12 protein-coding genes are annotated in these 13,299 nt (G+C 43.3%); 5 read left to right on the plus strand and 7 right to left on the minus strand.

All coding sequences use genetic code 11. The features are described 5' to 3' along the window. Positions 1 to 79: 79 nt before the first annotated feature. Positions 80 to 1,360, minus strand: coding sequence for an outer membrane protein transport protein (locus B3S92_RS01740; RefSeq protein ID WP_296202157.1), 1,281 nt, complete (start codon positions 1,358 to 1,360; stop codon positions 80 to 82). Positions 1,361 to 1,572: 212 nt separating this feature from the next. After that, the gene (locus B3S92_RS01745; protein ID WP_296202158.1) at positions 1,573 to 3,777 is read right to left on the minus strand and encodes an NADPH-dependent 2,4-dienoyl-CoA reductase; all 2,205 of its coding nucleotides are present in this window, start codon (positions 3,775 to 3,777) and stop codon (positions 1,573 to 1,575) included. A 358-nt stretch (positions 3,778 to 4,135) separates the two neighbouring features. Between B3S92_RS01745 and B3S92_RS01750 the strand changes: the two genes are divergently transcribed. Next, positions 4,136 to 5,818, plus strand: a complete 1,683-nt coding sequence (locus tag B3S92_RS01750; RefSeq protein ID WP_296202160.1) for an AMP-binding protein — start codon at positions 4,136 to 4,138, stop codon at positions 5,816 to 5,818. Between the two features lie 102 nt (positions 5,819 to 5,920). Here the strand turns inward: B3S92_RS01750 and B3S92_RS01755 are convergent, their stop codons facing one another. The 5 genes from B3S92_RS01755 to B3S92_RS01775 all read right to left on the minus strand — a co-directional run bounded on the left by B3S92_RS01755 (position 5,921) and on the right by B3S92_RS01775 (position 9,699). After that, positions 5,921 to 7,066: an aminotransferase class V-fold PLP-dependent enzyme gene (locus B3S92_RS01755; protein WP_296202161.1), complete on the minus strand. Its 1,146-nt coding sequence runs from the start codon at positions 7,064 to 7,066 to the stop codon at positions 5,921 to 5,923. 239 nt (positions 7,067 to 7,305) lie between these two features. Next, a complete protein-coding gene (gene bfr / locus B3S92_RS01760) occupies positions 7,306 to 7,776 on the minus strand; it encodes a bacterioferritin (RefSeq protein ID WP_077450612.1) in 471 nt (156 codons plus the stop codon). Positions 7,777 to 7,846: 70 nt separating this feature from the next. After that, positions 7,847 to 8,326, minus strand: a complete 480-nt coding sequence (gene bfr, locus B3S92_RS01765) for a bacterioferritin (protein ID WP_077450611.1) — start codon at positions 8,324 to 8,326, stop codon at positions 7,847 to 7,849. A 247-nt stretch (positions 8,327 to 8,573) separates the two neighbouring features. Beyond that, positions 8,574 to 8,783, minus strand: coding sequence for a (2Fe-2S)-binding protein (locus B3S92_RS01770; RefSeq protein ID WP_296202183.1), 210 nt, complete (start codon positions 8,781 to 8,783; stop codon positions 8,574 to 8,576). 274 nt (positions 8,784 to 9,057) lie between these two features. Then, complete coding sequence (locus B3S92_RS01775) at positions 9,058 to 9,699, minus strand: thiol:disulfide interchange protein DsbA/DsbL (RefSeq protein ID WP_077450609.1); 642 nt, start codon at positions 9,697 to 9,699, stop codon at positions 9,058 to 9,060. A gap of 572 nt (positions 9,700 to 10,271) precedes the next feature. Between B3S92_RS01775 and ubiG the strand changes: the two genes are divergently transcribed. The 4 genes from ubiG to B3S92_RS01795 all read left to right on the plus strand — a co-directional run bounded on the left by ubiG (position 10,272) and on the right by B3S92_RS01795 (position 13,244). Further along, positions 10,272 to 10,982: a bifunctional 2-polyprenyl-6-hydroxyphenol methylase/3-demethylubiquinol 3-O-methyltransferase UbiG gene (gene ubiG / locus B3S92_RS01780; protein ID WP_244156538.1), complete on the plus strand. Its 711-nt coding sequence runs from the start codon at positions 10,272 to 10,274 to the stop codon at positions 10,980 to 10,982. A 127-nt stretch (positions 10,983 to 11,109) separates the two neighbouring features. Beyond that, positions 11,110 to 11,817, plus strand: a complete 708-nt coding sequence (locus B3S92_RS01785; protein ID WP_296202162.1) for an HAD family hydrolase — start codon at positions 11,110 to 11,112, stop codon at positions 11,815 to 11,817. Positions 11,818 to 11,940: 123 nt separating this feature from the next. Then, complete coding sequence (locus B3S92_RS01790; protein ID WP_296202163.1) at positions 11,941 to 12,717, plus strand: YciK family oxidoreductase; 777 nt, start codon at positions 11,941 to 11,943, stop codon at positions 12,715 to 12,717. A gap of 260 nt (positions 12,718 to 12,977) precedes the next feature. Next, positions 12,978 to 13,244: a DksA/TraR family C4-type zinc finger protein gene (locus B3S92_RS01795; RefSeq protein WP_077450606.1), complete on the plus strand. Its 267-nt coding sequence runs from the start codon at positions 12,978 to 12,980 to the stop codon at positions 13,242 to 13,244. The last annotated feature ends 55 nt before the right edge of the window (positions 13,245 to 13,299 follow it).

Raw genomic sequence — 13,299 nt, forward strand, 5'->3', positions numbered from 1 at the left:
CAGATTTAGTTATCATCAATAAAAAAACGGCCACTCACTCTGATTGGCCGTTTTTTATTGATAGTTAATTCATGAAGCATTAGAAATGATAGCCCAACTTAACCCCCAAGGCGTAGCCCGTACCATCATCAAATTTTGCTAAGGTTCTTTCTGACAGTGTCTTTTCAATGGGTAGCTTAGAATATGCCGTACCGCCTTCAAACCACATATACTGTGCACCAGCGGATAATTTTAGTTGTTTAGTGACATCGTAGCTACCGCCTAAAGCCAAAGTTTTAATTGAATCGTAAGGGCCTAATAAACTTAGAGGCTCGGCTGTACCTGAATCATAGCCCGCTCTTATTTCACCTGCAAACTTAGGCGTGAACTGCTTGCCTAAGGCTACCTCCACACTATAAGCATCCTCCTTGTATTCCGCTAATGGCTCACCAACCACGTTGGTAATTCCCTCTGGAGAAATATTAAATTTGGTCCATTCTACCCAGCGCGCATTAATCATACCTAAGAGTTGATATTTTTCACTCAAACCGGTTTGAAAATCAAAGTTAACCGATTGCGGAGTTTTAAAACTTAACTGAGTATCTCCAAAGGTTACTTTTGGCAGTCCTTGAAAGTCTTTAATCTCATCTGGTATAGCATTGTAATTGGTTGGGCCTGTGGTATCTAATACAGTATTTAGCAGACCATTATTTACCAGCAAACTTTCATGGGCTTTTAAATTATGAGTACCTTCGGCGCGCCACGTTAAGGCAGCTCGTAGCATAATTTCAGGCTTTTCATAAGCGACCCCCAATACAGGTATTAGGGCATGACTTTTATCTTTAATAGTTAGATCATAGAAAATAGGATCACCTTCGAAGTTTTGCGCCAGCTCAACCGAACCATCCGCCTCTTGATACTCCATTCCCCCATACACCCAAAAATTATTATTAACCTTACCGCCACCTAGCACAGTTAAACTGCGAGTATCTACTCGGGCCTCTGTAGTCCCCATACTATTGTTAAACTCACTCCCTTTGCTATAGACTGTATCTACGCCAAACGGCTCATCATAAATTAATGCTAAAGCCGTATTTTCGGTGGGCGCTATCTTCACGGCTCCCCCCCAGATTTCAAAATCATCCATCATGTCATCAATTTTCTGATTTGCTGCTGGATTCTCTACCCCGCCTGCCACATCTGTCCCTTCAATTTTGGGATCGACATAAGCATAAGACAGCTCGGCATAGTTGCCAGGCTCAAAAAAAGGCAGGATAGATTGTTTGGTATATTCTAAACCAGCAGCATGAGAAGTCACGCCCATCAATAAACTGGCGGCAATAGAAAGCTGAATCTTAGTGCGATACTTTAGGGAATTCATGACAATATCCTTTTGTCAGTAGAAGTAAAATCCATAGCATTAGAAATGCCACCTTTAAATTAAATACTTATCTTGCTGTTATGTCAATGAATTGTAAAATCAGTATTTAATTTTATTTACGACCTCATTACTACATTAACAATTTCCATAAAAAAAGAGGGGGTTATTAACCCCCACTTTTTAACTATCTTTGTTAAAGTTCGTTGCCAGTTTTAAAGTTGAGCGGCTAGTTCAGCACCATCTCGAATCGCACGTTTAGCATCCAATTCTGCCGCCAATTTAGCCCCACCGATAATGTGGTACTCGGTTTTACCTTTTTTAATCGCCTTACCTTTCTTGATATCGGTTACGGCAGGCATTAAGTCGTTCACCGACTCCTGTCCGGCACAAACCACGATACTATCCACACGTAATAGCTGGCTGTGTCCTTGAGGCGTGGTTACCCATAATCCTTCATTGGTTACTTTATCATAAGTCACCCCAGGCATCTGCATCACGCCGTGTGATTTAATATGTGCGCGGTGCACCCAGCCCGTGGTCTTATTTAAGCCTTTACCCAAACGACCCTCACGACGTTGTAGTAAATATACTTGACGCATTGGCACAATATTTTCAGGCTTAGTTAAGCCCCCATCAGTCTCATAGTCAACATTATCATCCACACCCCACTCTTGCTTCCAATCTTCTACTGACTGCGGTTCAGGGCGGTAGCTTGGGTCTTTTAGAGTTTCAGGACCTAGTTCGTGTAACGGCTGGCCGTGACGCGCGGTTAAGTATTCACTGACATCGAAGCCAATACCGCCGGCACCGATAACCGCCACTGTCTCACCAACAGCTTTTTCACCGGATAATAGCTCGGCATAGCTGATAACTTTTGGATTATCCGCTCCCTCAAGCGTACCTTCTAAGCTGCGAGGCACAACACCGGTAGCGACTATCACATGGTCATATTTCGCTTCATCTAGCATCTCTTTGGTAACTTTGGTATTCAGCTTAATAGTTACCCCTTGATGATTTAGCTCATTTAGGAAGTAGCGCGTGGTTTCAAAGAATTCTTCTTTGCCTGGAATCACTTTGGCATAGTTGAACTGCCCGCCTAAAATATCTTTTGCTTCATAAAGCGTTACCTTATGACCCCGTTTCGCCGCTACAGTCGCCGCTGACATACCGGCCACACCACCGCCAATTACGGCTACTTTTTTCGCCTTCTTAGCAGGCTCATAAGTTAGCTCGGTTTCATAACAAGCCCTTGGGTTAACCAAGCAAGTGGAGCGTTTATTTTCAAAAGTGTGATCCAAGCAAGCCTGGTTACAAGCAATACAAGTGTTAATAAGATCCGTCTCACCGTTTTTAGCCTTGTTTACCCAGTCTGGATCAGCTAAGAAAGGACGCGCCATTTGAATAAGATCGGCCTGGCCTGATGACAAGATGCTTTCTGCAGTTTCAGGCATATTGATACGGTTGGCGGCCATTACCGGAATAGACACGTGTTTTTTCACTTCAGCCGTGTAATCCACAAAAGCTGCACGAGGCACGCTGGTCACAATAGTGGGCACCCGCGCTTCATGCCAGCCAATACCGGTATTAATAATAGACACCCCGGCTTCCTCTAGGGCTTTGGCAACGGTAACGACTTCATCCATGACATTGCCGTCTTTTACCAAATCAATCATAGAAAGACGGAAAATAATAATGAAGTCTTCGCCCACGGCTTCGCGTACGGCTTTAACCACCTCTAGTGGGAATTTCATGCGATTATTAATATCGCCACCATACTCATCTTTGCGCTGGTTGACATGACGAGATAAGAACTGGTTTAGCAAGTAGCCTTCTGAGCCCATAATCTCAACACCGTCGTATCCTGCCTGCTTAGCCAAAGAGGCCGAGCGGGCATAATCCTCAACTGTGCTTTTGATATTTTTAATGCTCATCTGGCGCGGTTTAAAAGGAGAGATGGGCGATTTAAAAGGACTGGCAGAAACCACAAAAGGATGATACCCATAACGACCACTGTGTAAGATTTGCATGATAATCTTACTGTCATGTCGATGCACAGCACGGGTTAAACGCTGATGGTTGATCACATCAGCTCGGGTATTCATCGTTCCCCCTGCAGGCAACAACCAGCCTTCTCGGTTAGGAGAAATACCACCAGTAATCATCATCGCTACGCCACCTTTAGCGCGTTCAGCAAAATACGCTGCCAACTTGCCATAATTATAGAAGCGATCTTCTAGGCCGGTGTGCATTGAGCCCATAACAATACGGTTTTTTAGTTTGGTATGACCCAAATCCAAAGGCTGAAAGATATGCGGATAAGGAACATTTGTGGTGGCAATATTGTTAGAGCCAGAGCTTTCCCCTGCAGTATTGCCGTTTGAGTTATTTAAAGCGTTAGAGGTAGCAGCAGTTGCCATAAAAAAATATCCTTATTAAATTCAGAGTGACACTAAACCCAGTGGGCAGTAGCGTTTAACCGAAATATGTGACTAAGAAGAGTAGACCAAACTTAGCAGTTGTTAGATGAGTATTTGGTTAAATGAATCCGATAATATCATTTAACTACCCTCAGTTAGTATCGTTTTATTGATTTAAAATTAATAGTTATCTGTTGACTAGATAAATTCAGTTCACATATACTCACTGACTAAACTTATCCTATTACCTTCGTATCATAAGCTGATTAAGCCAGGTCATGCAAAGGGTATGCAATGACCGTCTAGGCACTCTAACCAAGATACGACTGCTCAAAACTCTGATAAAGGACTATCTGTAATGACCGACTATAGTACGGGTCTAGCTAAGACCGAAGCCAATTACCAACCTTTAACTCCAATACAGTTTATCGCGCGCACAGCGACGGTATATCCCAACAAAACCTCTATTATTTATGATGACTTGGTGCAGTCACCGATTACCTATACTTGGGCACAGACTTATAATCGCTGTCGCAATCTTGCGCATGGATTAAAAAAGTTGGGTATTAATAAAGATGACACTGTGGCCATTATGGCCCCCAATACCCCAACCATGGTTGAAGCCGCCTTTGGGGTGCCAATGTCGCAAGGTGTCCTTTGTACTTTAAATACTCGACTTGATATTGGCGCGCTCACTTTTTGTCTGCAGCACTCTGAGGCGAAAGTGCTGATCTTAGACAGTGAGTTTGCTGAGCATGTCGATCTTATCGAAGAAACTTTTCCTCATTTAATCCTTATTCATGCCACTGACAGAGCGTTTTCCGAAACCAAACCTTTTGGCAAAATGAGTTACGAGCAGCTGATAGAGTTTGGGGGGTTCGATAGCGATCAAGCTAAAGCAGATTTTGACCGGACCATATATCCTGCAGATGAGTGGGATGCCATTGCCTTAAACTATACCTCTGGTACCACTGGCAAACCTAAAGGGGTGGTCTATCACCATCGAGGCGCCACGCTTAATGCGTTATCCAATATTTTGGATTGGGACATGCCAAAGTTTAATACCTATCTGTGGACCCTACCTCTCTTCCATTGTAATGGCTGGTGCTTCCCATGGACGGTAGCTGAACGAGCCGGTATTAACGTGTGTTTACGTCAGATTGATGCCAACTTAATTCTAAAGTTAATTGCCAAATATAACATCACCCATTATTGTGCTGCGCCTGTTGTGCACAATATGATTGCTGCTGGCGACGAAGCTCTAAAGCAAGCTATTACTCATACCGTTAATGGCTTTGTGGCCGGTGCTCCGCCATCAGAAGCCATGCTAGAGAAGATGGAAGCCATGAACTTCAACATCACTCACGTTTACGGCTTGACCGAAGTCTATGGCCCGGTCACTATCTGTGCAGAACATGATGAGTGGCAACAGTTGTCGGTGGCAGAGCGTGCTTCTAAGAAATCTCGCCAAGGCACTACCTCACATCTAATGACGGGCTTTGAAGTACTAAAACAAGGCACCAATGAGCCGGTGGCCGCCGATGGGACTGAGATGGGAGAGCTGGCATTAAAAGGTAATATGGTGATGAAGGGCTATTTGAAAAACCCGAAAGCGACTGAAGAAGCCTTCGCAGGCGGTTGGTTCCGTACTGGGGATTTAGGAGTCAAAGATGCTGATGGCTATATTAAGATTATGGACCGCTTAAAAGACATCATCATTTCAGGCGGAGAAAATATTTCCAGTATTGAAATCGAGAACATTCTTTATGGCCTTCCACAAGTGAACAGTTGCGGTGTGGTCGCTGCCTCCAATGAGAAGTGGGGCGAAGTACCAGTGGCCTTTATTGAAATTGCCGAAGGCGCGACTTTAACCCGAGATCAGGTTATCGAGCACTGCCGTCAGAATTTAGCCAAATTCAAAGTGCCAAAACACGTTATCTTCTGCGAAATTCCAAAAACCAGCACCGGTAAAATCCAGAAGTTTGAGCTACGCAATGCCGCCCAATCTATGGCCAATGAAGAGCCGAAGGTTAAGCATTAAGCGCTACAAATTGCTGTAATCAACAAAAATGCCCATTGAGATATCAATGGGCATTTTTATTATTTTCCTAAAAGCTTTTATAATAAAGCTTAGCTGGCTTGATTAAGCGGGCTGTACTTTATCCAGTACCGTTTTAAAACGCTCTACCGCACCATCTATGTCCGTTAGCTTATCAAGACCAAATAGACCTAGACGGAAAGTCTGGAAGCCCTCCGGCTCACCTACTTGTAGTGGCACACCAGAAGCAATCTGCATGCCTTCTTCAGCAAAAGCACGGCCTTTGTGCATTTCTTCATTCTCGGTGTAGCACACCACAACCCCTGGCGCTTGATACCCTTCAGCCGCCACGCTTTGGATGCCGCGGTCTTCTAATAGATCACGAATACGATTGCCTAATTCCCACTGCGCCTGCTTTAATTCTTCAAAGCCAATGTCTTTGGCTTCCAACATCACATCACGGAACATACGCAAGCTGTCAGTTGGCATAGTGGCATGATAGGCATGGCCACCATTTTCATAAGCACGCATGATGGTTAACCACTGCTTCAAGTCTAAACTGAAGCTATTTGATTCTGTCCCCTCTACTTGGGCCACAGCTTTTTCGCTTAGCATAACTAGGCCTGCACAAGGGGTGCTGCTCCACCCTTTTTGTGGTGCTGAAACAAGAACGTCGATACCCAGCTGCTTCATATCTAACCAAATACAACCTGAAGCAATACAGTCAATAACCAGTAGGCCGCCCACGCTATGTACAGCATCTGCCAACTGCTTGATATAGTCATCAGGCAATATCATGCCAGAAGCGGTCTCAACATGCGGAGCAAATACCAAATCTGGCTTTTGCTCTTTAATCGCTGCCACAGCCTCTTCAATGGCTACTGGCGCGAAAGGATTTGGAGTACCCTCTTCTGACTCACCTTCTACCTGATTGGCTTTTAATGCGCCTACTGATTGGGCAATTTTTCCTTTTTCTAAAATCTGAGTCCAGCGATAACTAAACCAACCGTTACGCACAACCAAGCAGTTCTTATCAGTGGCTAATTGACGGGCAATGGCTTCCATAGCATAAGTACCAGAGCCTGGCACAATGGCCACTGCGTCTGCTGCGTAAACTTGCTTTAGGTTGCTGGATAAGTCATTCATTACCTGTTGAAATACTTTTGACATGTGGTTTAAAGCACGGTCAGTATAGACCACTGAATATTCTAATAAACCATCAGGATCAACATCACAACGTAATGCAGGCATAGCTACTCCTTTTTTTTATTTAAATTATATGTTGCTAATTATCTAGTTATACCACAAATAAAACCTTGCGTTTTTAGTATAGCTGTAACTGGCTAATGAGTACACCTTAACTGATGACTAAACCGCAGGGATAAAAAATACCAACTTACTTTTGTAAGTTGGTATCAGCTAGTATAAGTTACTGTTAAATAAATTCGACTTTTAAGTTAAGGCATTGACAGCGTTCTATTACTCATTACTCAATCGTCAATTTTTGCTTGAATATAGTTTTCTAGGCCCATAGCTTCAACCAGGTCTTGCTGAGTATCTAGCCAGTCTGAGTACTCTTCGTTACCATCCTTTAAATCTAATAATAGCTTACGTGACACATAATCTTGCTTTTGTTCACACAGCGCAATTGACTCGGTAATAGTGGCAAACTTCTGATCTTCTAAGCGCACATTGCACTCAATCATCTCCGCCACATCTTCACCGATGAACAGTTTGCCGTACTCTTGCAAGTTTGGCAGACCCTCTAATAACAAAATACGCTCAATCAAGGCGTCTGACCATTTCATTTCAGCAATAGACTGTTTATAGAAAGCTTCATTTAACTCTTCAATTCCCCAGTTTTTGGCAATACGGGCATGCAAAAAATACTGGTTAATGGCTATTAACGATTGTCCAAGCACCTTATTCAAAGCGCGAAGGACTTCTTTATCTCCCTGCATAACTTTCTCCTACATTTGCATTAGCACTTATTGGGTGCTGAAATTATGAAATAATTCTAGCTAATAGGGCCTATTCTGAAATCTCACCCATTTGGCTTTGTAAGTAGTTTTGCAGACCCACCATATCAATTAAACCAAGCTGCTGCTCTAGCCAATGTGCATGATCCTCTTCAGTATCCTCTAACTGAGCTACCAAGATATCACGGGTCACATAGTCATGCTCTTGCTCACAAAGAGCAATGCCCTCTTTTAAATGCTGCTGAACTTTATATTCAAGTTCTAGGTCAAGCTTAAGCATCTCAGGAACCGTGCTGCCCACAGTAATGGCATCAACCGTCATGTCCGGCTTACCACCGAGCATTAATATACGACGGATAATGGCCTGAGCGTGCTGGGTCTCATCTTCCATTTCATGGTGAATACGATCATACAGCTTACCGTAGTGCCATTCACCATACATTTCTGAATGAATGAAATACTGATCGCGGGCTCCTAATTCACCCCCAAGCAAAAAGTTTAAATAATCAATGACTTTCTGACTTCCTTTCATAGTAGCTACCTTTTAATTATCTATTTTATTTACTTATCTACTAGTCCACATTCATAGTAACAAACTTAGAGCGTTCACACAGTGTTTTTTAGAACTGCAAATAGAAGGAAAAATAAGAAATTTTAAGCTATAAAAAAGTGAACCCGAGTATCTCGTAGCTCACTTTATTTTTTCTATTTTATGCTTCTTCCTGATTTTTTTGCCCAATATTAACTGGTCTCAAGCTCTATATCAGCACCAATCAGATTTATACAGCATAAGCCAATTGGCCTGCCAACTCGCTATCCACACTCATTGCTTGATGCTCTTCTAGAAAATCATTCACCATAGGTTCGCAACAGCCGCAACAAGTGGCGACATCTAATGCTTCTTTTAAGCCATCCATAGAGTCGATGCCTGAAGCAAGGGCGGCTTTTATTTGACGGTCTTTAACATTATTACATATGCAAACGATCATCTTGATATCCTCATCTATTGGCATCTATCGGCCTGCCAAAGCAAGTAAGGTGAATAAGTTATTCTATATGATAACGATAACAATTCTTATTTACAATAATTTTTTAGCGCAATCTCTGCTAATTTACAAAACACTCTTACTTAGTAAAGCTTGGTTTATAAAACCTTAGACTTCTGCTTTTTAGGCAAATTAAATAAAAAAAAGACCAAGCTAGGCTCGGTCTTCTTTATATATTTAGCGGACAAATAAGAGAGTCCAGAGTATCAAGCGAGAATTATTTGCCTGCTTTTAAATCTGTGCGTACTTTTTTCACTAAGTAGTCTACTACCTTTGGCACTTTCTCAGACTCACCTTGTACCACATATCTACCATGCACAACCACAGCGGGCACACCCGTTAACTGATAACGTTTGGCGCCTGCTTTTGAACGAGCCACTTTGGTGCTAACTGCAAATGAGTTGTATAGGCTGTTGAATTTCTTTTGATCCAAGCCTTGGTTAGCGTACCATTTAGATAGAGAGTTTTGGTCAAATAGGCGTTGGTTGTCTTTGTGAATAGCATCAAACAATTTATTGTGAGTTTTAGCTTGATAGCCCATCAACTGCGCCGCATAGAAGCCACGCGCATTAACTTCCCACATTGGGTTCAGGGCAGCTGGCGACTCTAAAAATAGCACATCGCTAGGTTTGGTCTTGGCCCATTTTTGCATATGCGGATTTAGGGCATAGCAATGCGGACAACCATACCAGAAGAACTCGCGAACAATAATTTTGTCGCCATTAATGCTTTCAGGATTATCCAATACTACATAATCTTTACCTGCCACATAATCTGCTGCGGAAGCTGGCATCGAGGCTAGGCCTACAGCGGCAACTAAAGAGGCTAAAGCAAAACCTCGCTGAGAATAAAACTTCATCGTAATTCCTTAAGAATATGTATATAGATAGGTTTGGGATCAATGTTAAATTTGAAGTTCGCCACTTGGATACTTGGAAGTTGAGAGTCAATCCATAAGTATCAAATAACAGTTAACCTAAAAATGATAATCAAGGCCAACGAGTCGTCGCTACTTATTCAGGTAGCGTTATGATAACGCATTTATCAGTGCTGTGTGAACCGTAAGCATTGCTAAAACCTTAATAGATGGTTAAATAAGCGTTATTACGCTATCGCACCTAGGCTAATAAGTAGCGTTAAATCTTGTAAAACACTGTAAATTATCGTCTGCAAACCCCGCCATTGAAGATGCCCTATCTTATTAAGCGTGGTAAGATAGACTGTAATGATTCAAAATAATAAAGTTAACCCACTTAGCAATAAACTCGGTTAATAATTAGATAACTTTAAGGTTTAGGATAACTCATGACCCAGTTCAATACGCCAACCGATTCAACTCCTTCTGAAACTCCCGTTGCAAACGTTGAGACACAAAGTGGCACGCCCAATGCTACTCAGCAACAAAATAACGATCTGGGTAATAACGTGGATATGAGTGAGGTCGGTAAATTCACTCAGCTTGCTAATCAATGGTGGGACAAACAAGGCCCGTTCGCTACTTTACATGAGATTAACCCGCTTCGTCTAAACTGGATTGAAGAAAATGTCATTCGTTATATGGGTACGGGGTTAACGGGGAAAACCGTACTAGACGTGGGTTGTGGCGGCGGTATTTTAACGGAGTCCATGGCCCGCAGAGGCGCTGATGCTACCGGTGTCGACTTAGGCATCGAGAACTTGCAAGCGGCAACTGTCCATGCTGAGCAAACAGGGCTAACCGACCGTTTACGCTACAAACATATCGCTATTGAGCAGTTGGCCGCTGAACAGCCTGAAAGCTATGATGTGGTCACTTGTATGGAGATGCTCGAACACGTTCCTGACCCAAGTCAGATTGTACAAGCCTGCTTTGATCTCTTAAAACCAGGCGGCGTTTGTGTTCTATCTACCATCAACCGTAACCCTAAGTCTTACTTATTTGCCATTATCGGCGCTGAATATGTGCTGGGCTTATTAGACCGCGGCACCCATGATTACGCCAAATTCATCACCCCAGCTGAGCTGGATAAAATGGCCATCAATGCCGGTTTTAACCGTCAAGACTTAATCGGCTTACATTACAACCCCATTACTAAGCGTTATTGGTTGGCACAAAATGTGGATGTGAACTATATGATGGCTGTGGTCAAGCCAGCTGAATAACCAAGCTGGCTTAACAACCAAACCCATTGACCCGTTGAATAGCTAGGTGCAGTAAGCTTCGAGGCTTCAGCCTGTTGAGTCTTTTAAATTAAATTACTTAAATTTTCCTTTAAAAAAGAAAAAAACTATGTCAGTAAATTACGTCAAAGCCGTCTTATTTGATTTAGACGGCACTTTAATCGATACCGCGGCAGACTTTATCCGCATCATTGGCCAGATGTCTGAAGCCAATGGCTGGCAGGTCCCCTCTAACGATGCCATTCGTGAGCAAGTTTCAGCGGGAGCGAGTGCCATGGTTAGTCTGATGCTGAAGCACAATAACCAACCGCTTACAGAAGAGCAGGTACAGCACTACCGTCAGCAGTTTTTAGACCAGTATGAAGCGGATATCTGTGTCGACAGCCGAGTGTTCCCAGAGCTTGAGTCTTTGTTAGACTTTTACGACAAAAATGGCATTCCTTGGGGCATTGTCACCAATAAACCCCGCTACTTATCTACTAAGCTTTTAGAGTACCTAAATCTTGCTGAGCGTTGCTCGGTTTTGGTTTGCCCTGACGATGTGAATAACACCAAACCTGATCCTGAACCGATGTACTTAGCTTTAGAAAAACTTGAGTTGCCTCGCGGTATTGCCAACAGCGTGATTTATGTTGGTGACCATATTCGTGATGTTCAAGCTGGTTCTGCAGCTGGCATGACCAACGTACTGGCCAGCTATGGCTATATTCCGCCAGAAGATCAAGACGATTTGGAAGCTTGGGGTGCCGACTATATTGCTGAGACCCCAAAGGCATTGGTAAAACTGTTACGCTCCAAAGAGTTTGATTATCTGTAGCTTTACTCTTTCAGGTTCAGTACTTTTAGGACTGTTTGACCAAATGCTCTATAAATAATAACTTTCTTTAAATAAAGCTCTCTTTAAAATAAACTCTCTTTAAAATAAAAAAATAGTGACCTTATGACCCAAACTCCTTTAACACACGAACAAATTCGTACCTTTGAGCCTGAACCAAACTGCTTACAAGGTAAGACCATCTTAGTCACCGGTGCTGGGGATGGTATTGGCCGAGTCGCTGCCCTAACCTATGCAAAGTACGGTGCTACGGTTTTATTACTAGGCAAGACTTTAAGCAAGTTAGAAGCCGTTTACGATGAAATCGAAGCCGCGGGTGGCAAACAACCTGCGATTATGCCGATGAACCTTGAGACCGCTAGCTATAGCGATATGCAGCAGTTGGCAAACCTTATCCAAACAGAAATTGGTGAGCTGCATGGCGTGCTACATAATGCGGGAATCTTAGGGGCGCTAACCCCGCTAGAGATGTATGACATCGTGACCTTTGAGCAAGTGATGCGCATCAATACTACCGCAACCTTCATGCTGACTCAGGTACTCATGCCGTTGGTCAAAGAAGTAGACAATGGCTCTTTTGTGTTTACCAGCAGTTCCGTAGGTACTCATCCCCGCGCTTTTTGGGGAGCCTATGCCCTATCGAAGCAAGCGGTTGAGGGCATGAGTGATATCTTTACTCAAGAGACTCAAAACACCACCAGCTTACGCTTTAACTGTATCAATCCAGGCGGCACCCGTACCAACATGCGTGCTCATGCTTATCCTGGCGAGAACCCCATGAGCCTGAAGACTCCAGAAGAGATTATGCCAGCGTACGTGTGTTTAATGAGTGATGCCAGCATTGGGGTAAGAGGTCAGGTTATTGCTCTGCAACCTAAATAATCTACGTTGCTAGTTCCCCCTATTGCTAATAACCCATATTGCTAGTAACCCACATCACTGGTAGCTTAAGTCGTCCTGAATATTGATAATGACCTAAGCTATTCTTAGAGCAGAAGCCCCTCAAAGCTTCTGCTTTTTTTGTACTTTTAAGCTTATTGTAACCGCCAAGCTCCACCTTGAAAAATAGGCTAATAGCCCCATAATATAAGGATAAGCCCTGATTTTATTTGGGCAAATCTGAATAAAAAAAGGAGTCAATTATGGCCGGAGGATGGGCGCGTGATGGCGCTGAGCACGAACAAATGGATGCCACCGTGAATGATGCTCTTGAACGGGCAAGAAGAGCCTTGCCTAAAGGTGAAAGCTTAGAATTCTGTGAGGAATGTGGCGAGCGTATCCCAGAAGCTCGGCGTCAAGCCTTGCCTGGAGTGGAGTACTGTGTCAAATGCCAATCTGAGCTAGAAGCCCATACTAAGACTCAAGAGCTGTATAATCGCCGCGGTAGTAAAGACAGTCAATTGCGCTAACTCAATGGCTAAGCATAGTGAAGACGGTTATTAGCGACACTGGCCTGCACTAACT

The sequence above is a fragment of the Psychrobacter sp. UBA3962 genome (assembly GCF_002385225.1).
GTDB lineage: Bacteria > Pseudomonadota > Gammaproteobacteria > Pseudomonadales > Moraxellaceae > Psychrobacter.